Consider the following 23860-nt stretch of genomic DNA (forward strand, 5'->3'; position numbering starts at 1 on the left):
CTTTGGTGTCTTTGGACAGAGCGCCGAGCGTGCCACAAACCCTCGCCGTCCGCCCCGCCCCATAGCATCTTGATCCAGTGCTTCTGTCGCCCGCCCCGGTAAGGCCGGTCATCTCGCCGCGCTCGAACGGGGCAACGGTGATCCCGTCCGGCCTGTGTGCCAACAGTGTCTCCAGTTTGGTCTTGCGCAGATGCAGCGGCAAATCGCGCAGATCGTCGCCGCCGATGGCCAGAACATCGAAGGCGTAGAGTTGGACCTCGTGATCGTGCTTGCGGGAGTGCAGCGCATTGAAGTCGGAAATGCGGTCAACGCCGAGGATCACGACCTCGCCGTCGATGACGAAGTGCCTCTGCCGGTTCTTCAGCGCGGCTTCGGCGATCCACGGATAACGATTCGTCCAGTCGCTGCCGTTGCGGGACAGCAGGCGCACGCGCGCGTTCTCCCGGATCACCAGCATCCGGTAGCCGTCGTGTTTGACTTCGTGAAACCACTCCGGCCCCGAGGGGACCTGCTTCCCGGCGGTCGCCAGGCAAAGCTGAAAGGCGCTACGCATGAGCGGAAGATAGGCACTCCGGCGGAAAACGCGAATCGGCCCAAAGGGCTAGCAGCCCCGGCAACCGGCTGGAGGCTTGGTTAGGCCGAGGCTGCTAGTGGCACTGGTCACGCAAACCATTGCCTACTCACGGCCCCTGCGCATTATCGCATGTGAATCCAGCGCCTCTCGGAAACGAGTAGCGTGCGGGCATGGACAATGACTGGTCGTTCATCGTGTCTGTCACCTCGCTGTCCGTGCTAACGGCGGCACTGATGGCGCTCGCGCTACTCTTCATTTGACCGAACCATCACACCTCATCGTGCGTTCTTCATCCTTGATCCAGTAACGTATTACCGCTCGCCGATTGCGGAGTGCGCGGCGCGGACATGAGCGCCGACCGTGGCGTTTGTGATCGCATCGCCACAGAAGCAGCGCGCCGTTCCGTCGAGCCTCTGCGTCGGCAGCGGCATCGCAAGTTCGTGCATCCGATCCTTCCAGGCGGTCCCGTCGCGCTTCTCACGCCAGGCGTCGTAATCCGCTGCCGCTCGGATAGGCCATCATGACCTAACCCCCTCGCCTCCAGATCGCGAGCCGGGTCTAAGTGCGGGATGCTGGGTAGTTTCCGACTACGATGCCTCTCGGTGACTCAGCGGAGTCCATGGGTGCGTTTGTGTGGATCGAGGCCCCCCTAACTGGTGGAGGGAAAGGCTCCCGGCGGACTCCTGAGGGCTCTGGGAGCGGCTGCTGTAGAACTCGACGGCCGGCACAACTAATTGTGGAGCCACGTTCAACGCTCGAAGCAGAAAGTGATTTGCTGAGCTATTCTTGTCGGGTCGTAGGAGTACGCAATGTCGAAAGCGATTGCTATCTTGGGCTCCGCTCTGTTCTTCGTCATTGCGCCGTTGGTGCTGGCAGGCTTCGTCCCCTGGTGGGTCACGCAGTGGGAATTTCGGCCAGCTTTTTTCGGCGTCGATCTAACCCGCATCCTCGGCGGTATATTGATCATCGTCGGAGTGCCCGGACTTGTGGATTCATTTGCCCGTTTTGCGCTGGAGGGGCTGGGGACGCCCGCCCCGATCGCGCCGACACAAAAGCTCGTAGTGACTGGCCTTTATCGCTACGTGCGAAATCCGATCTACATCGCGGTCGTCGCAGTCATTTTTGGTCAGGCCCTTTTGTTTGGTGACTGGCGTCTCCTCTGGTACGGCGCGCTACTCTGGCTGTTTTTTCATCTCTTTGTGGTGATGTACGAAGAACCGACGCTCAAGCAAACATTCGGCACGGAGTACGAGAGCTTTCGGACTAATGTGCCGCGCTGGATTCCGCGGTTGACGCCATGGCGAGCCGCATAAAGGAATCGCTGCAAGCGGCTCGATGCCGGCTGCAACAAGCAGTGCGAGACGGCGAAGCGTAGCAAGCCCGCCTAGCGGCCTCGCCCCGTGACTGCCTGGCTGAGTTCCGGTTTTGATGCTGTGGACGGCTCCTCCACGGGCACGAGAGTGCCAAGGAGTGGGCGCCGTTTGAGGCTCCCACGATTCGGAGGAGCAGCCTATGCAGTCAATTTCGACGATTGGTCTGGATATCGCGAAGTCGGTCTTTCAAGTGCATGGCGTCGATGGAACCGGTCAGGTGGTGATCCGCCGCCAGCTCAAGCGCCGTTTCGTGCTGTCCTTCTTTGAGAAGTTGTCGCCGTGCCTGGTAGGAATCGAGGCTTGCGCGTCATCCCATTATTGGTCCCGCGAACTGCAGGCGTTGGGGCATACGGTGCGGTTGATGCCTCCCGCCTATGTGAAGCCCTACGTCAAGCGGCAGAAGAACGACACCACCGATGCGGAGGCGATTTGCGAGGCGGTCACGAGACCCAACATGCGGTTCGTGCCGACCAAGACGGTCGAGCAACAGAGCGGCCTGATGCTGCATCGAGCGCGCCATCTCTTCATCCGCCAGCAGACTGCGGTCATCAATTCAATCCGCGCCTATCTTGCCGAATTCGGGATTGTCGCTCTCGTCGGGCGCCGGGGTGTCGAGCAATTGCTGGAAGTCGTCGCCGATACAGCCGACCGCCGGCTCCCAGAGGTCGCCCGCGCATGTCTTGCGGCTGTCGGCAGTCAATTGCGGGCGCTGAAGGCCCAAATCCTGGAGTTCGACCGACGCATCATCGTCTGGCATCGATCAAGCGCGACGGCCTGGTACGGTCCCGCTGAGATGACGCCGTACCTTATTCGATCCCCATCGAGGAAATGCAAAAAGGGCGATGCTGGATCGGCGCTGCCCAACTAGGTGACCCCAGAGACGTTTGAACCATGCCACATGGCCCGTCACTCCCCTACTGTCGGCGCGATGCATAGAACCCACATAGCGTGGACGCAACGTGGTAGTCTTTCTATCGGAGGGAGCGAGATCCTTGACCTCGTGGCTCACATGTCCAGCGGAAGGATCCTCGATCTCCTTCGGACTGATGATGCCTTGAACGCGTGGTTCGTCGCCATGACTATCCTTCTCGGGGTCGGCGCGCTGATCCTGTACAGATACGACGAGCGACGCTTCCTGATCTGGATCGCGTTCGTTTGGTTCGCGCCGGGCCCGCTCCTGCTCGGTTACAGGAGCGAGCACCTGTGACCTCGCAGCCGAGCTTGCAGCCTGCACGTTAGCGCTATGATGCAGACAACGACGCGCCGTTTCGATTTCGGCATCGCTGGCGCCGTGACTTCGTGCCCACGTCTCAGCGGCCGCTTCCGAGTATTTGGCGACATAGAAACGGACAACGGCGCAAGAGACACCAGCTGTGGCCGTTTGGCTGAGCGCAATCAATGCTACAAAAGCTGGGATTGCTCGTCTCATCATCGCGATCCCCCGTGACACTAACGCAGAAACTTCGAACGCCTCTGCCTTGGTTCCGCTCGCCACCGGTCTTGGGATGAAGGCGCGGATCTCACCAGCTAGGAAAAAATGGCATCCATCCAGCTCCGCCGTCCAGTCGTTGGTAGGGAGCGCGGCGACAAATTCGATCCGAACGTTTACAAGTTATCTATAGAATCGCGCCAATGATGCATTGATTTTGCGCGAGTGATTCCCACGAAAATTCATTCGAACAAGCACTAAGGTTTAACAACTATTCTCCCGGAAGCATCTTGCAATGCGTGCAGGTTTCGGCCTTGAGAGTTTAGTGTCGAAGCACCGCGACCGCCCTCCTATTAGGGCGAACGGTCGAAGCACCGGGTGACGGTAAAGAACCGGAAGCATCCGGCCATGGCGAGGGTAATGATACGTTTGCTTAATGGCGGACGTTGAGCAGCCCTGCCGAAATGTCGACTGATGGCCCATCGCGTCATTTCGCGGCGATGCGGAAGCTGGTTCGCTATCGAGGGCCTAGCGGACATTGAGCAGGACGCACGGCAGTCTCGACTTACGAGAACGCATCATCCCTGGTGGGCCCCGGAAGCTTCCTCTTCGGCAGCGAGGCCGCCAGATGGCTACGGACCCGGTGAGGCAGTCTCCGGAGGTACAGGCTGCTCCGCCGGCTCCCACTGCGCCGCAAGCTGCTTGATCTGCTCGAAACCAAGGATCGACTGCGACAGCTGGCCTTTTCGGACTATTGTCGCCACATCGCGATCTTCGGGCAGCAACGCCATCGCTCTCGCGACTGCAGAGCGCAGTCTCATCACTCCGTGGTTGGCCAAGACAACAATCTCTTCGGGGTCTAAGACTGCGGGCATTGTCCGTCCCCATGCTGGCCGCAAGCGAGCAACCAGCCGCTGATAATTTTCCACTTGTCTCGCCCCCTCGCTTGGAATTTCAGGAGCGGGGAGCGCTTGTCCTCTAGTTCGCAAAAGAACCTCAACGTATCACGGGCGGTGGCTGCCCCGCGATCGATCGAATGAGTCTGAAGCCAACGCCGCCATTCGCGAGTAATCAGCAGTTTGCGTTGGATATGGTAAGTCGACGCGCGTCTTCGCCCCATGAGGCAGGTCCCCCGAAGGTCTTCAGTTAGTCGCGCTGGCTTTGTTAGACGGCTCTATTCGAGAGCGTTGGATAGGCATCCAGACGGTACCGGGCATCCGCCGTGCCGGTGGCACCATCGAACCCGCGATATGAAGGAGAGACCTTAAGGCTTTCTAAATCGGGCTAAGACACCCAGTCTGAAGTGCCTTCGTCTGGTTGCTTCGTCGCAGGCGCCGCTGGACCACAATGCGTGTCGGACTGCTGCGGCACATGAGTCCGATGATGGCCGATCAGCGAAGTGGCCGCGCGCCTCGTTGAAGTCCGGACAGCGGAGTATAGCGGACCCGAGCTGCTCATATTGAGTTCTTCGCATGTTGACCGGAGCAGACCTGGATCGATCTAAAAGCTCTCTCAGACCGATTGTTTGGCGCGGCGTCAACGGCTAACGGGGATGAGTGTCACCCTCATGCTTCGGCACCACGCGAAACGTGGCGTTTGCCCGAGCGATTATACTGTCGTCGGCCTTGATTAGGCTTTGCGCGAAGCAGACCGTTCTGCCGGTTTTGATCACCTCGCTGTCCACAGCGAGCCATTGCCCGATCTGGGCGATGCCAGTGAAGTCGACCGCGAGAGTGATCGTCGCTAGCGACGATGCCCAGCCAATCGCCTGTGCGCAACTATAGCCCATCGCGTTGTCAGCAAGCGCTGAGATCAGCCCGCCATGAACGTTGCCACGCGCGTTGGTGTGCGGCTTGGCTAGCCGTAATCCGATGATCACGGCTTTGTCCGTCCGCTTCGAATAGAGCGGTTCCCAAGGATTGGTGAAAGGGCTCTTGCGGAAGTGAGGCTCGAAACCTTCGGGAATACCGATACTGTTCATGGTCATGCGAGAGCTCCGTTGTTGGCGAAGACCTGTGCCATTCGCAGACGATCCGCTCAAGAAACAATCGTACCTGCGGTTTGGCATTCAAGTCCGCCCAAGAAAGGCGGTTTCCACGAAGGTGAGCTGACGAGGGCTTTGAACCTCCGGTTCTCCATATAGACCTATGTCTTGAGTCGGTCCTGCCCGCGTGATTGGCGGTCGTTGTCGTTTCGCCGCGGGAAACGATGAGGATTCCGTCCGCTTCCACGGTCGGCCGACCTCTAGGGAGAGAGGGATGAGCAAAATCCTGTTTTGCGGTGGAGGCGTGATTGGATTATGCGCAGCGATGATGCTTGGTCGCGACGGCCACCACGTCACAGTCCTAGAGGCCGACCCGACAGGTCAACCTATCGCATCTGCCGAGGGATGGGATTCGTGGGAACGCCCCGGAGTTGCCCAATTCAGGCAACCTCATAACCTCAGTTCGCGATTTCGGATGATCAGCGATCAAGAATTGCCGGGCTTGACGGATGATCTGCTTCGAGCCGGTTGCGTTTGGGTGGACTATCTCGACAGCCAATCTCTTCCCAGATCCATAACGGACCGGACACCGCGTCCGGGCGACGAGACCATACGCTTCGTCACTGGTCGGAGACCCATCGTAGAGTGGGCCGTGGCTGCAATGGCGCAAACCGCGCCTAACGTGAGGATCCGTCGGGGGACCAAGGTTCGCGAATTGATTACGGGCGCTTCGGCGATCCCTGGTGTGCCGCACGTTGCAGGGGTACGTACGACGTCTGGCGAAGAAATTCGCGCCGATCTGGTAATCGACGCCATGGGACGGCGAAGCCCGGCTTGCGATTGGATCGTCAGCGCGGGAGCCCGCAGCCCGATCGAGGAAGCCGAAGACAGCAACTTCGCTTATTTTACGCGATATTTCTCCGGGCAGCAGCGGCCCCGTAGGATGGGTCGCGCGCTCACGCCGATGGGCTTGTTCTCGATCCTTACCTTGGACGGGGACAATGATACTTGGTCAATTACCTTGTATACCTCGGCGAAGAACAAGGCGATGCGAGCCTTGCGTGATACGGCGACATTCCATCGCGTCGTCTCCGCGTGCCCGCGGCAAGCCCATTGGCTCGATGGCGAGCCAATAACACCCGTCCTTCTGATGGCGGGGGTTATCGACCGGTACCGACGGTTTGTCGTCGATGGTCAGCCCGTCATCACCGGATTCGCCGCTGTGGGTGATGCATGGGCATGTACCAACCCATCCGCCGGACGGGGCTTGAGCGTCGGCCTTCTGCATGCACAGGTGCTCCGTAATGTTGCCCGCCGACACATCGACGACCCCGGAGCGTTCTCCCGGGAATACGACGCTGAGACCGAAAGGCAAGTCGGACCGTTCTATCGAAATCAGATCGCCGCGGACCGCGCGCGGATCGCTGAAATGAGCGCACTGGAAGAGGGCATGCCGGTCCCCGCACCCAACCCAGTCATGGCCAAGCTTCTTTTTGCATCATCCCAAGACGCAGACGTCCTCCGTGGCATCATTGAAATCGCGATGTGCCTTGCGCTGCCTCAGGAAGTCATCGCTAGACCGCATATAGCCGCAAAACTCGCCGAATTGGACGGTCATCAATTGCCGCAAGACCCCAGCCTCATCGATCGACATCGGATGGCCGCGCTACTGGATGGCTGAACCGAACGAAGTCCGACCATCATTCCTGTGCGTGGCATCGTGAGCAGGACTCGGCGAGAAACGAACAATCGGTTCCTCTGCCAACCGCGTCTGATCAAGCGCGGGACTGTCGGCTCATGGCCAAGGCCGACATGCAGGCGCATCGGCTTCAACGTCGCCTTCAAACAGCAAAGCGGCCGCGACGAATTTATGAGTGCACGCCCTTAAGCGCGATGAGATTAGTCTGAATCGTCATCGCGCTTTAGGTTGTTGTTTGAGCATGATCTCCGCGCAAACGCGTTCCGCGTTTGTCGCGAGGGAAAACCGTTTCACACTTTTCCGGATCATGCCTTAGGCCCGCCGCATCAGCTTGAGCGAAGCCGCAAGGCGCAGGCTGCGCTTGCCCGCGAGCGCGATGCCTTCGAGCTCACCGCTGTCCGCGGTGCAGCTCCCTGAAAAACCGATGCCGACCTCGTAACCGCCGAAGACGGGATTCTCGCCCTTCGCCGGCGTATGCTCCTGGTTGACGATTTCGCCCTTCCACCGGCCATCCGCTGAAGAGTAGGACCCGAGATAATAGAAGAACGCGTCGCCACCGAGGATGCGGCCGTCCATCAGCAGCATCACGCCCGAGAGCCCGGCATCGACCCCGTCGAGCGCGCGCAAATGGATCGCATAGAGCCCGTTTGCGATGCCGCCTGCTCCGACGATGCCCCGCGGCGGCAACGCATCGTCATCGAGCCGCGTCAGCTCGGCCCAGAACATCGCGCCCGGCACCGGAGCGGCTTCGCCCTCGAAACGGATGCCATTGCCGGTGGTCCGGCCGCGCACGCTGATGGCGGCGACATCGGTGCCCATCAGCGGCTTGTAGTAGGGATCGTTGTTGTGACGCTCGGTGATCACCTCCCCGATGATCTCGCCGCCACGCTCGTCATAGGTGCCGAGATGCGCGAAGGCGGAATTACCGCCCAGCAGCTTGCCGTTGTGCATGCACATGATGCTGCGGCCGAACGCGTCGTTGACGCCGTATTCGACCTTGTAGAGCCCGTTCAGCAACGAAGGAAATCCCGGAAAGCGATTTCTACTCGCGGGTTATCTAGAACCGCCGCCTCGCCGAGGCCATCCGGCTTTTCCGCGCAGGCCGCTCCTTTGGAGAGGCGCTTTCCGCTCCGATGATGCCATCATGCCTCTGACTTGCCCGACGCGTCAACAGATTTCGCTAAATCCGCATTCCGCCAGCGTTGTGCCGGCTACTTTGCATGGGGTTGTTTTCGATCTTTTTGTTGCCCGGTCCGGGACGGCATTCTAGTGCCGCTTGAAATACTGCACCTCGCGCTCGTGCTTCTCGGCCGCCGCGCGGCTCTTGAACGTTCCGAGGTTGCGGCGCTTGCCGGTCTTCGGGTTCACCTTGCGTGAGTAGAGCCGGTATTCGCCGGACGCCAATTTGCGGATCATGTCGCGACTCCTGTTCGTTCAGGTCTCAACGACGGGGGCGCGAACGAGGTTCCGTCACGGCCTGCCCTGCGGCGAGAACTGCTGATTTCCGTAGGGTCGCTGATCGGTCGGAACTCTCATCACCACAAAACTGCGGTTCATGGACCGATGACAGGAATTGCAGCCCTCGGTCAGATCACCGACGGCCTTCGCGAATTTGCGGCCGTCCTTCGCGGAGATCGCATCCGACGCTGATTGCAACGGCGCTTCCAGCGTCGTGACGTTGCTGACGGGAATGCCGGAGTAGAGCAACGCGGCCTCGACCAGGCTGGCCTTCAGCTGGCGCAGCTCATAGGCGGCGAGCTCCCAGTTCTGCGCTTTGCCGGCCAACCAGAGCTTTTGATGCCGCGTCTGTGCCGCGCCCATGATGTCGCCGAGCCGCGTCACATAGTCGCCAGCGGTTGGAGACTTCAGGTCCTGCGCCATTACCGGCACCACCGAAGTGCCCATCAACGCCAAGGCCAGCGCCCAGCTTCGCCGTCGCATTTGCTAACTCCATTGTTCTTCTTGCGGCAGCGGTCGGCGCGACCGGCCGCCTTGCGGCACAGCCTATCGTGGCGTGTCGTCGCATTTCGTTGCGCTCGATCAACCTTGCGGGATTGCACGCGTCACACGCGTGCCGCGATCAGAAGCACAGAGTGGTGACGAGCTGGCCCTGCTTGTTCTTGATCGCATAGGGACAGCGGATCCGCTCCAGCGCCTTCTTGGCGTCTTCATCGCCGAGCGCGGCGGCGCGCTCATAATAGGCCTTCGCGGCGGTCGCATCCTTCGGACCGCCGCGACCTTCCTGTGCGAACGCGCCCATCCGCTCCAGCGCGCCCGGATGGTTTTGCGCGGCCGCCTTCTCGAACAGAGCGCGCGCCGCAACATCGTCCTTTTGACCGCCATCGCCGCTCGCGAGCATCAGGCCAAGCTGATATTGCGCCTCCGCGTTGGTCTCGGCGGCCTTGCCGAGCAGTTCGCGCGCCCGCGCCGGATCGGCCGGAGCTGCCCCGGGCGAACCGCCAAGCGCGGCAAGATTGCTGACGCCGCGGGGATTGCCGGCCTGCGCCGCCTTCTCGAACAGCTTTCGCGCCTGCGCCTCGTCCCTGGCGACGCCTGCGCCGGTGCCGTAGAGCACGCCAAGCTCGACCATTGCCGCGCTCGAGCCCTTGTCGGCCGCCTTGCGCCACGCTGCCATCGCCTCCCCCGCCTGACGATTGGCGGCGTAGGCGCGCCCGAGCTCGTACATCGCGCGGCGCGAGCCGCCTGCGGCCGTCTTGCAGAACTTGATCGCAGTCGCGATGTCGGCGCTCGCGACCTCGGCCACCCCCTTCACGTCGGTCGGCTTGTCCGGATCGCTGGGATCGGCCGCCAGCCGATCACACAGCACGAGATCGGCCGATTGCGCATGTGCGGCGAGCGGTGCCGCGAACGTCAGGAAAAAGGCGCAGAGAGCTTTCCGCATGGCCAGAAGGTTGCGTCCGGGCGTTGGCAAATTCAAGGCTCGAGGCCCGACTGCCGCAGCACGGGCGCAACCTCGGGCGAGGCCACATAGCGCAACAGCCGATCGGCGGCCTCAGCATTTTTCGCGCTCGCCATGCGGCCGGCCGAGAACAGCGCCGGCGTCTGCAGGTCGAGCGGGATCGGCCCGACCACTTCGATGCCTTCGACCTGCTTCAACTCGCTGATCTGCTGCACGGCGAGATCGGCCTCGCCGCTGACCAGCCGTTGCGCGGTAAAGCCCTGCTGCACGATGGTCGCCCTGGCGGTGATCTCAGCCGCAATGCCCATTCGTCCGATCAGCTCGGCAAAGTAGATCCCGCTCGCGCCCAGCCGCGAATAGGCGACGGATCGCGCCGCAAGCAGCGTCTTGCGCAAGGCGCTTTCACTGAAAATGTCAGGATGCGCCTCGCCTGCCCGCACGGCGATGCCGACATAGGAGCGCGCGAGGTCAGCCGCGCTGTCCGCCACCACGCGGCCCTCGGCGATGACCTCGTCGAGGCCTTCACGCGTCAGGATCACGAGATCGGCGGCCTCCCCATCCCGCAAACGCTTGAGCAGCGCCTGGGTCGGCGCGAAGTCGGCGTCGATGTGGACACTGGTCCCGGCTTCGTAAGCGGCGGACAGGCTGCGCATCGCCCCCATCAGGCCGAGCGTCGAGAGCATGCGAACGGTGTTTTCCATGGTCCCCGTCGATCAATCAGGCGCGATGCATCAGCTTCAGCGTCGCGGTCAGCCGCAGGCTGCGTTTACCGGCGAGCGCCGTCGCTTCGAGCACCGCCTGCTCGTCGTCATAGGTGCCGGAGAAGCCGATGCCGACCTCATGGCCGCCGAACACCGGGTTTTCATCGCGGGCCGGCGTGTGCTCCTGGTTCAGGATCTGGCCCTTCCAGCGGCCGTTCGCAGCCGTGTAGCTGCCGAGATAGTAGAACGAGGCATCGCCGCCGAGGATGCGCCCCTGGTTGAGCAGCATGACGCCGGTGAGGCCCCCTTCGATGCCGTCCAGCATCCGCAGATGGATCGAATAGAGGCCATTGGCGATGCCGCCCTCCCCGACGCCGCCGGCGATCGGCACCTCGTCCTCCCTGATCGGCATCATCACCGACTGGAAGGGCACGCCTGGCAATTCCTTCAGCTCGCCCTTGAAACGGAAGAGATCGCCGTCCGGCCAGCCCTTCGCTATCAGGGTCGCATCATCAGTGCCGGCCATCGCGCGATAATTCGGATCGGGATTATGGCGCACGGTCTTGATGACGATCGCGACCTCCTCGCCCGTCTTCTCATAAGTGCCGATATGGGCAAAGGCCGAGTTGCCGCCCAGCATCTTGCCGCCGCCGACATGCATGACGCTGCGGCCAACAGCTTCGCCGAGCTGAAACCGTACCTTGTAGAAACCTTCCAACACCAGCCGTGTCCCCGGCCTGCGCGCATCCGAGGCGCCAGTCTATCCCGCTTTCGGCCGTGACAGACAAGTTTCGTGCACCCGGACCCAACGCTCGATATCGCCAACTGTCATCGAAATGCATAAATCCGCCGAAGCCTCTCGGCCTCGGCGGATTTGAGAGCCAACCCGGACCAAGCCCCCAAGGTCCGGGCCGGAAGGATTTTAGGCGGCCGCCTTCTTGTCGGTCGGCACGGACGAGATCGTCTTCAGGATCTGCGAAGCGATCTGGTATGGGTCGCCCTGCGAGTTCGGACGACGGTCTTCCAGATAGCCCTTGTAGCCGTTGTTGACGAAAGAGTGCGGAACGCGGATCGACGCACCGCGGTCGGCCACGCCATAGCTGAACTTGTTCCAGGGCGCGGTCTCGTGCTTGCCGGTCAGACGCTTGTCGTTGTCCGGACCGTAGACGGCGATGTGGTCCATGAGGTTCTTATCGAAGGCCGCCATCAGCGCCTCGAAATACTCCTTACCGCCGACCGTACGCATGTACTCGGTCGAGAAGTTGGCGTGCATGCCGGAGCCGTTCCAGTCGGTATCGCCGAGCGGCTTGCAGTGGAACTCGATGTCGATGCCGTACTTCTCGGTCAGGCGCAGCATCAGGTAGCGGGCCATCCACATTTCGTCAGCGGCCTTCTTGGAGCCTTTGCCGAAAATCTGGAATTCCCACTGGCCCTTCGCGACTTCCGCGTTGATGCCTTCATGGTTGATGCCGGCCGCGAGGCAGAGGTCGAGATGCTCTTCCACGATCTTGCGCGCGACGTCGCCGACGTTCGAGAAGCCGACGCCGGTGTAGTACGGGCCCTGCGGCGCCGGATAGCCGGACGACGGGAAGCCGAGCGGACGGCCGTCCTTGTAGAAGAAATACTCCTGCTCGAAGCCGAACCAGGCGCCGGCGTCGTCGAGGATGGTGGCGCGCTTGTTGGACGCATGCGGGGTCTTGCCGTCGGGCATCATGACTTCGCACATCACGAGCACGCCGTTGGTGCGGGCGCCATCCGGGAACACCGCGACCGGCTTCAGCACGCAATCGGAGCTGTGGCCTTCGGCCTGCTGGGTGGAGGAGCCATCGAAGCCCCAGAGCGGAAGCTGCTCGAGCGTCGGGAACGACGCGAATTCCTTGATCTGAGTTTTGCCGCGCAAATTCGGAGTCGGCGTATATCCGTCGAGCCAGATGTACTCGAGCTTGTACTTGGTCATTGAGCCTCTCTGTAGATGATGCGAAAGGTGGGGACCGGTGGCCCCCGCACGTTGTACCCGGCCACCATCGGCCGGCGCTTAACAAGCATTTCGCGTGCCAAAACGCCGCACTGCGGGAGGTTTTCCACCGCCAGCCGTCAGGCTGCAAACCTCGGCGGCGATTCACGGATGCGTGCGTCAAAGCAGCGCACCTTTACGTTACCGCGCACCGCAAAAAACTGCAGAAAACGCCCGATTTGACAGCATGTGCCGCGCTGCACCCGGCCACCGGCTAAAGCAGCGCCAATTGCCCGCAATTTTCGCGAAGCCCTTGGCCATCTCCTCGCAACCTTCGCAATGGCCCACGCGTTCATCACACGGAACCTGCCTTGCAGGGTGCAGAGGCGCTACTGCCTACAAATTAGGCCAATAATGATGTCGTTTTCGGCACTTTGCATTTCGACAAGCAGGGCCAATATGGGGTGACCCAGTAACCATAAGCGAACGAGTCGGGCGCACCATGGAGGTCAAGCGCTCCGGCTGAAGGAGATACCGCAATGATGAACAGTAACTTGGGCCAAGGGTCGGCCACGATCTACCAATTCCCCGTCGGGGGCCGTGCGGCTCTCGGCGGTCGCCGCTACGGCGAGGCCAGTCTGCCGGCCGATCACGTCTCTTCTCCCGTCGTCGAGACGATCTGCAGCGGCAGCTGGTATCACCAGGAGGCGATCGAGGAAGCCAAGCCGAAATGGGATCGCTGATGCCTGCGCTGCCTTCGGTACCGCCCCGCGCTCGCAAGCGTCCGGCGGAAGTTTGAAAAAGGGTCGAAACGAAATCGTTTCGGCCCTTTTTGATTCGTGTTCGATTCTTGCGCTCAGCTCAGTTCGCAGGCTGTGACCGGCCGCTTCAGATGCTTGACCGTGGTACCGGTCTTGCCGGTCTTGAGTGTGATCCCGGCGCCCGAGTAACGCGCCCCCGACAGCGTCGGTCGCTTGGCGAGCGGAATGGCACCACCATCGATCTGCATGAAGGCGCGCTTGTCGTCCGCGTAGAATGCCACGATGAACTGCGTACCGTCAGCGCAACGGTAGCCCTGAAACGTCTGCGCGTTCGCACCGGTCGCAAGGAAGGTTCCGCCTGCCGAGACGGCGACAGCCAAAATAATGGCCTTGTGCCGGTCCATGTTCGTCCCCTGTAGTAGAGCTCAAGTATATCGCGCACGAGCCGGGCGACCGATTCTGCCGGCAACATAGCCCAGGCTGATCTTATGTCAGACTCCCCTGCCCGCCACCTCGCCTTGCAAGGCGCCAGCAATTTTCGAGACCTCGGCGGTTATCCCACCGCCGACGGCCGGCAGACGCGTTGGCGGCGCCTCTTCCGCTCCAATCATCTTGGCCTGCTGACCGAGGCCGATGTCGAGATCGTCCGCGGCCTGGGTGTGAGAAGCGCGTTTGATTTCCGCGGCGTCGAGGAGCGCGCCGACGCGCTATGCGGTGTGCGCGAGATCACCACGCATTCGCTGCCGATCGAGCCGACAGTTGTAGCAGCGCTCAGGGCGCAGATGGCCGAGGGCACGTTGACCGCGCCCGTTGCGCTCGAGATCATGCGCGAGTCCTACCGCAACTATGTTCGCCACAACACGCACAGTTTTCGCGCGCTGTTCGGTCATCTCCTGGAGGACCGCGCGCCACTCGTCATCCACTGTACCGCCGGCAAGGACCGCACCGGCTTTGCCTGCGCGCTGATCCTTCATGCGCTCGGCGTGCCCGAGGAGACCATCGCGGAAGACTATCTGCTGACGAATCGGTTCTACCGCCGCGATGCGTCGGCGGCATCCGAATTGCCGCAGGACGTCCGCGACGCGATCGGTTCAGTGGAGGCCTCCTATCTCGAGGCCGGCTTCGAAGCCGTGCGCGCTGACTATGGCGATCTCGAAACCTATTTGCGCGACGGCCTTAGGCTCGGCACCGCCGAGCGCATCGCACTGAAGGAGCGTTATCTGCAAGCGTGAGCCACAGCGGCCCTCTCAAGCCATCAGCCCGGTCGCCTTGATGATGGCGTTCTTGAGGGCGAAAGAGATCTGCTGAGTGCTCCAGTCGCCCTGATGCAGCTTGTCAGGATCGCTCGTGTCTATCAATTGCTCGAACGACACGTTGTCCTGCACGTGCCAATGCCGCATGAGCGCCCAGCGCTGAAACAGACTGACCTCGGCCTCATTGGCCGCATCGCGGATCAGCCGGACCATCTTGTCCGAGAGCTCGGCTCGATCATCCCAGAGCATCTTCGTCGTATACTGCGGATCAATCACCAGAACCTCGAAGCCGCGAGCGCGCAATTGCGCCAGGCCCTTCCTGATGTTCCCGGCAACGACGTCCACGTCGTATATGTCGTTGTGAAAGACCGCGTTCGTTCCAACCTGCCAGATGACCAGTGCCGGATCATCATGGAAAATATCGGTGTCGAAGCGTCCGAGTTCTTCGTTTGCCTCTTCTCCGCCCCTGCCCCGATTGAGCACGTCAATCCGGATGTCCGGCCGGTGGACAACATCCTTGAAGTATTGTCGCAGATACATCTCGAGCCGATAAGGATACGGGACGACATCGCCTCGTCCGGCAGTCGAGGATGATCCCATGGCCACGATGCGCACCTGGCCCTTCCCGTCCAACGCCTGCCGAAGCCGCATCAGCGGGTATTTTAGGTCGACGATCGCTGCGGGAAACTCGATGGCCGGCAAATTGTCAGACATGAAACAACCTCCTCCACGATCTAACGTTGCATCTAAGCCAGTCTTGAAGCCGCCGTCATTGCAAGTCCAATTCGCTCGGCGCAATAGTCGGCGGGAACTAAACCGACGGAGAGCATCGTGCAGGGAAAAGTCATTGTCGTGACCGGTGCGCTCGGGGCGCTGGGCAAGGTGGTGGCGGGGACGGCGCTGGCGCGCGGAGCGCGCGTCGCCGGCATCGATTACGCACCTTCGCAGGCGCCCGCGACAGCGCAGCATATCGAGCTCGGCGGCGTCGATCTCTCGGACGAGGCGCAGGCGAAGACGGCGGTCTCGGCGGCGGCAAAACATTTCGGCCGCCTCGATGCATTGATCAACATCGCCGGCGGCTTTGCCTTCGAGACCGTCGCCGACGGCGACATCAAGACCTGGCAGCGCATGTATGCGCTGAACGTGCTGACTGCGCTCAACACCTCGCGCGCAGCGCTCTCCTATCTCGCGGCCTCGAAGGCCGGGCGCATCGTCAATGTCGGCGCCATGGGCGCGCTCCAGGCCGGCTCCGGCATGGGTCCCTACGCAGCCTCGAAGGCCGGCGTGCACCGCCTCACAGAGGCACTCGCCAACGAGTGGAAAGGCAAGGTCACAGTGAACGCGGTGCTGCCCTCGATCATCGATACCAAGGCCAACCGCGCCAGCATGCCGGATGCTGATTTTTCCAAATGGGTGCGACCTGAGGAACTTGCCGAGGTGATCCTGTTCCTCGCAAGCGACGCCGCAAGCGCCGTGACGGGCGCACTGATCCCGGTGAGCGGACGGGTTTAATCCGGCACCAGTAGCCGCAGATTGCCCTTGAAGCGGATGCTCTGCTTGCCGGCGAGCGCGATGCCTTCGCCACAGGCGGTCTCGTCGGCGTAGGTGCCGCTGAAGCCCATGGTCACGACCTTGCGGCCCCACACCGGCCGCTCGTCGAACGAGTGCGAATGCTCTTCGTTAGTCAACTCGCCCTTCCATTTGCCGTCGGCCGAGGTGTAGCTGCCGTAGGCGAAGAAAAAAGAATCGCCGCCCCGCATGGCGCCGTCGCGCAGCACCATGACGCCTTGATTGCCGCCCTGCACGCCATCCAGCATCTCGATCCGGATGTGATAGAGCCCGTTCCTGATTGTCATCTTCTGCAAAGCGCCCGACTGTCCCGCTGGCAAGATAGCCGGCCCATCCACCCCCGATCAAATGGCGCGAGAAGCGCCTCAGATCCGGGCTAGACTGACCGCAACTGATTCTCCGACGGAACGGCCTTTGGAAACCGCGCTTTATCTGCCTGTCAAACGCTTTCTCGAAGAGCTCGGCTTCACCGTGAAGGGCGAGATCGGCGGCTGCGATCTCGTTGGTCTCAGCGCCGGCGATCCGCCGGTCGTGGTGATCGGCGAGCTCAAGCTCGCCTTCAATCTCGAGCTGATCTTGCAGGCGGTCGATCGCGCCCCGGCCGGCGATGAGATCTGGATCGCCGCAAAAATGTCCGCGCGCGGCAAGGGGCGCGAGAGCGATGCGCGCTATCGCAATCTCTGCCGCCGCCTCGGCTTCGGCATGCTTGGAGTCACCGAGCGCGGCCAGGTCGAGGTGCTGGTGAAGCCGCCGACCGCGGCGCCGCGCCGCGAGCCGAAGAAGCGCTCGCGACTCGTCGCCGAACATCAGCGCCGCCACGGCGATCCAGTCCTCGGCGGCAGCACGCGCGCGCCGATCATGACCGCCTATCGCCAGCAGGCGCTGGCCTGTGCCTCGGCACTCGCCGACGGCCCACGGGCGGTGCGCGATCTGCGCGCGCGGTGTCCTGATGCCGGCAAGATCCTGCTGCACAACGTCTATGGCTGGTTCGCACGGGCCGAGCGGGGAATCTACGGATTGACCAACGCCGGACATGCAGCACTTAAACGCTGGCCGCAGCCGAAGATCGCGCTCGACGCCGGTCAGCCGTCACCGCCCTGACATGGGATCAATGCAAGAGGCGAATAACTGAGATGCCACACCAAATTCATATTGCAATGCAACATAGGCGGCACTAGGTATCCCGGATCGAAATGAGGCTACCATGAGCGCAGACTGGAATACCAAATATGGCACGCGGCGCGTCCGCCACGATCCGCCGACCCTGGACGAGGCGATTTTCGCCGCGATCGGCATCACCGACGATCAGGAGCAGCAGGCCGAGATCGCCGCGTCCCTGATGGGCATGCCGCTCGACGTCGTGCAGGCCGAGGTGAAGAAGCAGGCCCGTACCAACAGCCGTATCACCGCCACGCGCGTCATCGCCGGCGAACAGGGCGCGCAGCGCTCGGTGGTGGTCGAGCGCCGCGTCGTGCGCCGCTTCGGCAACGACAAGCGTACTGGCACCTGAAGCGCTCTAGTCTTTGAAGATACGAAAGCGGACCGGCCTCGCCGGTCCGCTTTTTGATTCTCTTTGTCTGCGCACGATCTCGGTGCAAACACTTCGCGTTTGTCGCGAGGCAAAACCGCCGCGCACTTTTGCGAATCGTGCTCAGGCAGCGCGATTGCCGTACATGCTGGAAAACAGCTTCCACCACGTGCTGTTGAAGCTCAGCAGCGCGCGGCCGGCCTTGAATGGCGCAGCAGCGAGATCCGCAAGCTCCGCCTCCGGCGTCTTGGTGAGATCGATCGTGCCGGTCGACTCGCCGTGCCGGAATGCCAGATGCGCGCCGAATTTCTTCGCCAGCGCCCGCATCGCGTGATTCTCCGCGCCCGTCGTGATGCGCAGGCGACCAAAACCCTTCCAGCGCGCTTCCGCGATCAGCCGCCGGAACAGCACGGTCCCGACGCCCTGGCGGCGCGCGGAGGCTTCCACGCTGAACGCCACTTCGGGCAGCGAATCGCCTTCCGGCGGATGCAGTTCGGCCGCGCCGCGGACCACGCCTTCGACGATGTAGGCGACGATCACGGTACCGTCGTCCGCGCAGCGCGCGGCGTAACGCTCGATGAAGCTGTCGTCGAGAAAACCGTTGAAGCGGTCGTGCCGGCTCTCGGGATCGAGCCTCAGCAGATGATCGCGCAGGAGCGGCAATTCCTCTTGCTGGATCAGGGTCCGCACATAGCCCCGAACCGACTCTGTGTGGATGGTCTCTTCAAGTGCCACGTCAAAACTCCTCTTGGTGTCCCTCGAGGAGGCGTTCGAATCCCTAGGCCTCCTATATTGTGCGTCGCAGCATGGTTTGCAAGACGGGAACCTGCCCAAGTTAGAGGCATGGCAAACGACCAATTCGTTAACAAAATCAAAGCCCCGCGATCATACGAGGACCATCTGGGTCTGGGTCACCAGCGCCACCAGCTTGCCGTCCTCGGTCTCGAGACGGGTCTGCCAGACCTGCGTCCGCCGCCCCCGATGGATCGGAGTCGCTGTGGCGATCACCGTGGTCCCCTCCATCGCCCCGCCAATGAAATTGGTCTTGCTCTCCAGCGTCGTCGTGCCCTTGGCGTCCGCCGGCAGGTTGATCACGGTCGCGGCCGCCCCGACCGAATCGGCCAAGGCCATGATGGCGCCGCCATGCGCGATGTGGCCGAGCGTGCAGAGGTCGGGCCTAATCGTCATTCTCGCCACCACGCAGTCCGGCTCGGCCGCGACGAACTGCACACCCTTGAGCTCGGCGAACGGCATCTTCATCGCATGAAGTCTTTCGAGCGGCGTCATCGGATCTCCTCCCAGTGTCTTGAATTCTCAACGTGAATTGTCCCGCGGCGCAAAGCAATGACGTCCGAGGTCATAGCCGCGATGATATCGATGCTGCCTCCACGCGCCACGTTTGCCTGAGGACTCCAGGGTCGCCAAACCGGCTGCAACCGGACACAATGACAGGCCTGACGAGCCCTGAGGATCATGACAGCGCCGCGGAAGACCGCTCCCTTTGCGCCGTTCGAATGGATGCTGTCTGCGCGCTACCTGCGCGCGCGGCGCAAGGAAGGCTTCGTCTCGGTCATCGCTGGGTTTTCGTTTCTCGGCATCATGCTGGGCGTCGCGACCCTCATCATCGTGATGGCGGTCATGAACGGCTTCCGCAAAGAGCTTCTGGACAAGATCCTTGGGCTCAACGGGCATGTTCTGGTTCAGCCGCTGGAATCGCCTCTGACCGACTGGAAGGACGTGACCGAACGGATCAACCAGTTGAAGGGGGTTCGACTGGCGGCGCCCGTCGTCGACGGGACGGCATTGGCATCATCCGCAAACGCCTCCGGCGTTCTGGTGCGCGGGATCCGAGGGGTCGATCTCAACAAGCTCGCTTCGGTCGCCGGCAACATCAAGCAGGGGTCGATCGAGCATTTTGACGACGATCAGGGCGTTGCGATCGGCCAGGGCCTCGCCGATCAGCTTTCGCTGCATGACGGTGACGCCATCACTCTCGTCGCGCAGCACGCCGCGGTGACGCCAATGGGCGTCATGCCGCGTATCAAGAAATACAAGGTCACGGCCGTGTTCGAGATCGGCATGTCGGAGTACGACGCGAGCATGGTTTTCATGCCGATCGCGGAGGCGCAGTCCTACTTCAACCGCAGCGGCGATGTCACGGCAATCGAGGTGTTCACGACCGACCCTGATCGCATCGACATGTTTCGCAGGAACGTGATGGAGGCGGCCGGCCGGCCGATCTTCCTGGTCGATTGGCGACAGCGCAACTCGACCTTCTTCAGCGCGCTTCAGGTCCAGCGCAACGTGATGTTCCTGATCCTGGCCCTGATCGTCCTCGTGGCTGCCCTGAACATCGTGTCGGGCCTCGTCATGCTGGTGAAGGACAAGAGCAGCGACATTGCGATCCTGCGAACCATGGGTGCTTCGCAGGGCTCGATCATGAGGATCTTCCTGATCACCGGCGCCTCGATCGGCGTCGCAGGTACGCTGATCGGCTTCGTAGTCGGGCTTCTGGCCTGCCTCAATATCGAGTCGATCCGGCAATTCATGTCCTGGCTGACCAGGACCGAATTGTTTCCGCCAAAGCTCTACTTTCTTTCGAAGCTACCGGCGGACATCGAGGTCGGAGAAACCTCGGCAGTCGTGATCATGGCGCTGACGCTTTCGTTTCTCGCAACGCTCTACCCATCCTGGCGCGCCGCGCGGCTCGATCCCATCGAGGTGCTGCGACATGGGGGCTAGGGGTGGTTACGGCCAACATGGTGGGTTACGCTTCGCTACCCCACCCTACGAGCGTCGAGGTTAGGCGCGCAGCTCTATCAACGCTGTCATTGCGAGGAGCTCTTGCGACGAAGCAATCCAGACTGCCTCGGCGGAGACAGCCTGGATTGCTTCGCTGCGCTCGCAATGACGGGGTGTGGGCGCAGGCGCACCACACTATCGACGTCGCTATCTCCTGCTGTCGCCGGCCAGCGTATTCTTGTAGATCTTTCCGCCTTTCATGATGACGACGAAATTCTTCGCGGGGTCTGCGACCAGCTTGATGTTCTCGATCGGGTTGCCATCGACCAGCAGCAGGTCCGCCAAGGCGCCTTCCTCGACCACGCCGAGCTTGCCGGGATAGGGATTGCGCGGACCGGACAGGCTCAGGAGCTCGCCGTTCGCCGATGTCGCCATCGCCAGCGCCTCGGCCGGCGTGTACCAGCGGGTGAGGTCGGCGAGCATCGCGCCCTGCCGCTCGGCGAGCGCCTTGGAGAACAGGACGTCGGTGCCGAAGGCGGTCTTGATCTTGTACTTCTTGGCAAGTGCATAGACCCTGTCGGTGCCGGTGACCACCTGCTGCATCTTGTCCTGCTCCGAGGGCCCCAGCGCGGCGGCACCGGCGAGATCGAGGAACGGCTGCGTGCTCAGCCAGATGCCCTTCTCGGCCATCAGACGCGCCGAGGCCTCGTCCATGAGATGGCCGTGCTCGACGCATTTCGCGCCCGCCGCGATCGAGCGCTGGATCGCCACCGGCGTGTAGGCGTGCACGGCCACATAAGTGCCCCAGTTCTCGGCCGCCTCGACCGCCGCGCGCAGCTCGGGCTCGGTGAAGGTGGAGACGTCGAGCGGGCTGAACGGCGAGGCCACACCGCCGCCCGCCGTGAGCTTGACCTGCGTCGCGCCCTGCATGAGCTGCTCGCGGGCGCGCACGCGGACCTCGTCCGGACTGTCGGCGACCATGCTGCCGCCAATCAGCTCCATGCGGCTCAGCATGCCGCCGATCGTCCGCGGCAGGTCGGACAATTGCCGGAAGTCCCCATGGCCGCCGGTGATGGTGATCATCGCGCCGGAGGGATAGATGCGGGGACCTGCCACGAGATCCTCGTCGATGGCGCGCTTGAGCCCGAAGCTCGGGCCGCCCATGTCGCGCACCGTCGTAAAACCTCGCATCAGTGTGGCGGTGGCTTCCGCGGCCGCTTGCAGATTCAGGTAGCCGACGTCGCCCGCAATCGCAGCCGCCGGCGTCGGGCGCACCAGCATCGCGTGCCAATGCGCGTCGATCAGCCCGGGCATCAGCACGCGATTGCCGCCATCGATCGCCTGCGCATCCGCGGTCAGCGGCGCGGCCGAGATCTTCTCGATCTTGCCATTGCGGATAAGCACATTGAATGGCGCCGAGAGCGTACTGTTCCGGCCATCGAAGATGCGGACGTTCTGGAAAAGGACCGCGGAGTTCTGTTGCGCCTGCGCAGGCCGCGAAGCAACAAGGCTCACGCCAATTGCGACGAGCAACACAAAGACGATGAAGATGCAACCAGGCTTGCGCACTTCGAACATTTCCGCCCTCCTGCCGGCACGTCTGCTCGTTCCCCGGCAGCGATGCCTTGGGACTGACTCAGCGCCGGCGTGTGGAGCAAGTCAACTTACAACCCATACGGAAACATGCAGCCCAGCCATCCGGCACGAGCGGAGGTGCGATTGGAGCTGTCGCGCCTGGCTTGAATTGATTCAAGCTAGAGGCGTTCCGTCCAGGCGCGAGCGACGTCAGGCGCATCCCCGCTTGACGAATTCATAACTATCGGGTTATACGACAATTCATAACCAATGAGTTATCAATCTCACATGGCCAACACCCACGATGTGCTGTTCCGGACCCTTGCCGATCCGACTCGGCGGGCTATCTTCGAACGGCTGTGCCGCCACGGCGAGCAGACCGTTGGCGCGTTGACAGCGCGGGCCGGCGTGTCGCAACCAGCCGTTTCGAAGCATCTGATGGCGTTGAAACAAGCGGGCCTCGTGCGCGACCGCCACGAGGGCCGCCAGACGCATTACAGCGCGCAGCTTCGCGCGCTCGCCCCGCTGATCGACTGGACCAGCAAGATGACCGGCTTCTGGCAAAGCCGGTTCGATGACCTCGAGGATCTTCTCAAGAGGATGGACCAATGAACAAGATCGAGACCCGTTCCGTCGTCGTCGAGCGCGAGTTCGCACATCCGCCCGAGAAGCTTTGGCGGGCGCTGACGCAGCCGCATTTGATCTCGGAGTGGCTGATGAAGAACGATTTTGTGCCGGTGCTGGGCCATCGTTTCAACCTCACCGGCGAGTGGGGCGGCGTGCTCGACTGCGAGGTCCTCACGATCGAGCCGAACAAGGCGCTCGCCTACACCTGGAACTTTGCGCATCAGGATGCGGCCTACAATCTGGAGAGCGTGGTGACCTTTACCCTCACCCCGACGCGCGGCGGAACTCTGCTCCGCGTCGAGCAGGTGGGATTCCGCCCGGACCAGAAGCAGGCCTATGGCGGCGCGCATGCCGGATGGAAGCAGTTCTTGGCGAAGCTGGAAGAGGTCCTGCCGCAGGCAGACTGACGCCGCCGTTGCACTCTAGGACAGGAGGTCTCATTGAACTGGAACATGTGGATTCGGCAGGTTCACCGCTGGCTGTCGATTGGCTTCACGGTGGCCGTCATCGTCAATGTCCTCGCCATGGGGCTGGAGATGCAGGCGGTCTGGATCGGCCTCCTGGCGCTGTTCCCGCTCATCCTGCTTCTGCTCTCCGGCCTCTATCTGTTCGCCCTGCCCTATGCCACCAAATGGCGAAGTGGCTGACGGCGATCGCTCGCCCGACGTAGAACAGGACCAGAATTGGGAGCACAGAACCTCAAATGACTCCATCGGAAAAAATCGACCAACTGATCGCCGGGATCACCGACTGGCGCGGCAAGATGTTTGCGAACCTGCGCAACGCCATCCTCGAGGCCGACAGCGAGATCGTCGAGGAATGGAAGTGGATGGGCAGTCCGGTGTGGGAGCGCGACGGCATCATCGCGGTCGCCAATGCCCACAAGGGCAAGGTGAAGCTGACCTTCATGTACGGAGCGCGTCTCGCCGATCCCGAAAAACTCTTCAACGCCGGCCTCGATGGCAACGAACGCCGCGCAATCGATTTCCTCGAAGGTGACAAGATCAACGCGCGGGCGCTGAAACAGCTCGTGCGTGCAGCGATCGAATACAATCAGGGCAAGGCGAAGAAGAAAGCGCCGGCAGCGCGCACGAAAGCGCGCAAGGCGGGTTGATACACAATCTCAGTCATGCCCTGGCTTGAACAATTGGGATACGACAGTGTGGATAGC

30 protein-coding genes and 1 pseudogene are annotated in these 23860 nt (G+C 62.1%); 14 read left to right on the forward strand and 17 right to left on the reverse strand.

The annotated features are described in order from the left end of the window. Both Q2941_RS03725 and Q2941_RS03730 read right to left on the reverse strand, forming a co-directional pair. A partial coding sequence (locus Q2941_RS03725; RefSeq protein ID WP_458191685.1) for an ATP-dependent DNA ligase occupies nt 1-457 on the reverse strand: 457 nt, incomplete at its 3' end. A 428-nt stretch (nt 458-885) separates the two neighbouring features. Further along, complete coding sequence (locus Q2941_RS03730) at nt 886-1020, reverse strand: hypothetical protein (RefSeq protein ID WP_256576041.1); 135 nt, start codon at nt 1018-1020, stop codon at nt 886-888. 363 nt (nt 1021-1383) lie between these two features. Between Q2941_RS03730 and Q2941_RS03735 the strand changes: the two genes are divergently transcribed. From Q2941_RS03735 to Q2941_RS03745, 3 genes are all read left to right on the forward strand, one after another. Then, nucleotides 1384-1887, forward strand: a complete 504-nt coding sequence (locus Q2941_RS03735; protein WP_027523937.1) for a methyltransferase family protein — start codon at nt 1384-1386, stop codon at nt 1885-1887. A gap of 199 nt (nt 1888-2086) precedes the next feature. Next, a complete protein-coding gene (locus tag Q2941_RS03740) occupies nt 2087-2815 on the forward strand; it encodes an IS110 family RNA-guided transposase (RefSeq protein ID WP_458191686.1) in 729 nt (242 codons plus the stop codon). Nucleotides 2816-3022: 207 nt separating this feature from the next. After that, nucleotides 3023-3154 carry a hypothetical protein gene (locus Q2941_RS03745; RefSeq protein WP_256375283.1) on the forward strand — a complete coding sequence of 44 codons (132 nt, stop codon included), beginning with the start codon at nt 3023-3025 and terminating at the stop codon, nt 3152-3154. Nucleotides 3155-3196: 42 nt separating this feature from the next. Here the strand turns inward: Q2941_RS03745 and Q2941_RS03750 are convergent. Both Q2941_RS03750 and Q2941_RS03755 read right to left on the reverse strand, forming a co-directional pair. Then, nucleotides 3197-3379: pseudogene (locus Q2941_RS03750) on the reverse strand (hypothetical protein); the annotation flags it as partial. A gap of 1540 nt (nt 3380-4919) precedes the next feature. Beyond that, nucleotides 4920-5357, reverse strand: a complete 438-nt coding sequence (locus tag Q2941_RS03755; protein ID WP_458191778.1) for a PaaI family thioesterase — start codon at nt 5355-5357, stop codon at nt 4920-4922. 277 nt (nt 5358-5634) lie between these two features. Here Q2941_RS03755 and Q2941_RS03760 point away from each other — a divergent pair, with 277 nt between their 5' ends. Next, the gene (locus Q2941_RS03760; protein WP_458191687.1) at nt 5635-7041 is read left to right on the forward strand and encodes an FAD-dependent oxidoreductase; all 1407 of its coding nucleotides are present in this window, start codon (nt 5635-5637) and stop codon (nt 7039-7041) included. A 330-nt stretch (nt 7042-7371) separates the two neighbouring features. Here the strand turns inward: Q2941_RS03760 and Q2941_RS03765 are convergent, their stop codons facing one another. The 7 genes from Q2941_RS03765 to Q2941_RS03795 form a co-directional block, all read right to left on the reverse strand. Then, entirely contained in the window at nt 7372-8076 is a 705-nt protein-coding gene (locus Q2941_RS03765) for a GrlR family regulatory protein (protein WP_254112240.1), read from the reverse strand. A gap of 249 nt (nt 8077-8325) precedes the next feature. Continuing rightward, a complete protein-coding gene (locus Q2941_RS03770) occupies nt 8326-8475 on the reverse strand; it encodes a hypothetical protein (RefSeq protein ID WP_007609497.1) in 150 nt (49 codons plus the stop codon). Between the two features lie 54 nt (nt 8476-8529). Next, entirely contained in the window at nt 8530-9000 is a 471-nt protein-coding gene (locus tag Q2941_RS03775) for a hypothetical protein (protein WP_458191688.1), read from the reverse strand. Nucleotides 9001-9139: 139 nt separating this feature from the next. Further along, nucleotides 9140-9961 carry a tetratricopeptide repeat protein gene (locus tag Q2941_RS03780; RefSeq protein WP_458191689.1) on the reverse strand — a complete coding sequence of 274 codons (822 nt, stop codon included), beginning with the start codon at nt 9959-9961 and terminating at the stop codon, nt 9140-9142. A gap of 32 nt (nt 9962-9993) precedes the next feature. After that, the gene (locus Q2941_RS03785) at nt 9994-10680 is read right to left on the reverse strand and encodes a substrate-binding domain-containing protein (protein WP_458191690.1); all 687 of its coding nucleotides are present in this window, start codon (nt 10678-10680) and stop codon (nt 9994-9996) included. Nucleotides 10681-10696: 16 nt separating this feature from the next. Further along, nucleotides 10697-11401, reverse strand: coding sequence for a GrlR family regulatory protein (locus Q2941_RS03790; protein WP_027523930.1), 705 nt, complete (start codon nt 11399-11401; stop codon nt 10697-10699). Nucleotides 11402-11602: 201 nt separating this feature from the next. Next, entirely contained in the window at nt 11603-12637 is a 1035-nt protein-coding gene (locus Q2941_RS03795) for a glutamine synthetase beta-grasp domain-containing protein (protein WP_027523929.1), read from the reverse strand. Nucleotides 12638-13173: 536 nt separating this feature from the next. Between Q2941_RS03795 and Q2941_RS03800 the strand changes: the two genes are divergently transcribed. After that, nucleotides 13174-13377 (forward strand): DUF2735 domain-containing protein, encoded by a 204-nt coding sequence (locus tag Q2941_RS03800; RefSeq protein ID WP_027523928.1) that lies wholly within the window; start codon nt 13174-13176, stop codon nt 13375-13377. A 113-nt stretch (nt 13378-13490) separates the two neighbouring features. Here Q2941_RS03800 and Q2941_RS03805 read toward each other — a convergent pair whose 3' ends face one another. Beyond that, nucleotides 13491-13799 (reverse strand): MliC family protein, encoded by a 309-nt coding sequence (locus Q2941_RS03805; RefSeq protein WP_458191691.1) that lies wholly within the window; start codon nt 13797-13799, stop codon nt 13491-13493. An 84-nt stretch (nt 13800-13883) separates the two neighbouring features. Between Q2941_RS03805 and Q2941_RS03810 the strand changes: the two genes are divergently transcribed. After that, the gene (locus Q2941_RS03810; protein ID WP_458191692.1) at nt 13884-14627 is read left to right on the forward strand and encodes a tyrosine-protein phosphatase; all 744 of its coding nucleotides are present in this window, start codon (nt 13884-13886) and stop codon (nt 14625-14627) included. 15 nt (nt 14628-14642) lie between these two features. Here Q2941_RS03810 and Q2941_RS03815 read toward each other — a convergent pair whose 3' ends face one another. Beyond that, nucleotides 14643-15362, reverse strand: a complete 720-nt coding sequence (locus Q2941_RS03815; RefSeq protein WP_027523925.1) for an SGNH/GDSL hydrolase family protein — start codon at nt 15360-15362, stop codon at nt 14643-14645. Between the two features lie 117 nt (nt 15363-15479). Between Q2941_RS03815 and Q2941_RS03820 the strand changes: the two genes are divergently transcribed. Continuing rightward, on the forward strand, nt 15480-16160 hold the full coding sequence (locus Q2941_RS03820; protein WP_254112233.1) for an SDR family oxidoreductase: 681 nt from the start codon (nt 15480-15482) through the stop codon (nt 16158-16160). Here Q2941_RS03820 and Q2941_RS03825 read toward each other — a convergent pair. Then, complete coding sequence (locus Q2941_RS03825) at nt 16157-16504, reverse strand: GrlR family regulatory protein (protein ID WP_254112232.1); 348 nt, start codon at nt 16502-16504, stop codon at nt 16157-16159. The two genes, Q2941_RS03820 and Q2941_RS03825, sit on opposite strands and share 4 nt — an antisense overlap. 127 nt (nt 16505-16631) lie before the next feature. Between Q2941_RS03825 and Q2941_RS03830 the strand changes: the two genes are divergently transcribed. Both Q2941_RS03830 and Q2941_RS03835 read left to right on the forward strand, forming a co-directional pair. Continuing rightward, nucleotides 16632-17318 (forward strand): DUF2161 domain-containing phosphodiesterase, encoded by a 687-nt coding sequence (locus Q2941_RS03830; RefSeq protein WP_458191693.1) that lies wholly within the window; start codon nt 16632-16634, stop codon nt 17316-17318. 103 nt (nt 17319-17421) lie between these two features. Continuing rightward, nucleotides 17422-17727 (forward strand): hypothetical protein, encoded by a 306-nt coding sequence (locus Q2941_RS03835; RefSeq protein WP_027523921.1) that lies wholly within the window; start codon nt 17422-17424, stop codon nt 17725-17727. A gap of 141 nt (nt 17728-17868) precedes the next feature. Here Q2941_RS03835 and Q2941_RS03840 read toward each other — a convergent pair whose 3' ends face one another. Further along, the gene (locus Q2941_RS03840) at nt 17869-18480 is read right to left on the reverse strand and encodes a GNAT family N-acetyltransferase (RefSeq protein ID WP_254112230.1); all 612 of its coding nucleotides are present in this window, start codon (nt 18478-18480) and stop codon (nt 17869-17871) included. Between the two features lie 150 nt (nt 18481-18630). Beyond that, nucleotides 18631-19032, reverse strand: a complete 402-nt coding sequence (locus Q2941_RS03845; protein ID WP_458191694.1) for a PaaI family thioesterase — start codon at nt 19030-19032, stop codon at nt 18631-18633. Between the two features lie 186 nt (nt 19033-19218). Between Q2941_RS03845 and Q2941_RS03850 the strand changes: the two genes are divergently transcribed. Then, complete coding sequence (locus Q2941_RS03850; protein WP_458191695.1) at nt 19219-20487, forward strand: lipoprotein-releasing ABC transporter permease subunit; 1269 nt, start codon at nt 19219-19221, stop codon at nt 20485-20487. A gap of 207 nt (nt 20488-20694) precedes the next feature. Here Q2941_RS03850 and Q2941_RS03855 read toward each other — a convergent pair whose 3' ends face one another. Then, on the reverse strand, nt 20695-22065 hold the full coding sequence (locus Q2941_RS03855; RefSeq protein WP_458191696.1) for a metal-dependent hydrolase family protein: 1371 nt from the start codon (nt 22063-22065) through the stop codon (nt 20695-20697). Between the two features lie 285 nt (nt 22066-22350). Here Q2941_RS03855 and Q2941_RS03860 point away from each other — a divergent pair, with 285 nt between their 5' ends. Genes Q2941_RS03860 through Q2941_RS03875 form a run of 4 tightly spaced genes read left to right on the forward strand, consistent with a single transcriptional unit; the run spans nt 22351 to nt 23803 of the window. After that, a complete protein-coding gene (locus Q2941_RS03860; RefSeq protein WP_027523917.1) occupies nt 22351-22674 on the forward strand; it encodes an ArsR/SmtB family transcription factor in 324 nt (107 codons plus the stop codon). Beyond that, nucleotides 22671-23096, forward strand: a complete 426-nt coding sequence (locus tag Q2941_RS03865) for an SRPBCC family protein (protein WP_458191697.1) — start codon at nt 22671-22673, stop codon at nt 23094-23096. Before Q2941_RS03860 ends, Q2941_RS03865 begins: the two co-directional genes overlap by 4 nt. A gap of 33 nt (nt 23097-23129) precedes the next feature. Next, nucleotides 23130-23336, forward strand: coding sequence for a hypothetical protein (locus Q2941_RS03870; RefSeq protein WP_458191698.1), 207 nt, complete (start codon nt 23130-23132; stop codon nt 23334-23336). A gap of 56 nt (nt 23337-23392) precedes the next feature. Then, nucleotides 23393-23803 (forward strand): DUF1801 domain-containing protein, encoded by a 411-nt coding sequence (locus Q2941_RS03875; RefSeq protein WP_027523914.1) that lies wholly within the window; start codon nt 23393-23395, stop codon nt 23801-23803. Nucleotides 23804-23860: the final 57 nt, after the last annotated feature.

It is taken from the genome of Bradyrhizobium sp. UFLA05-153 (assembly GCF_054185185.1).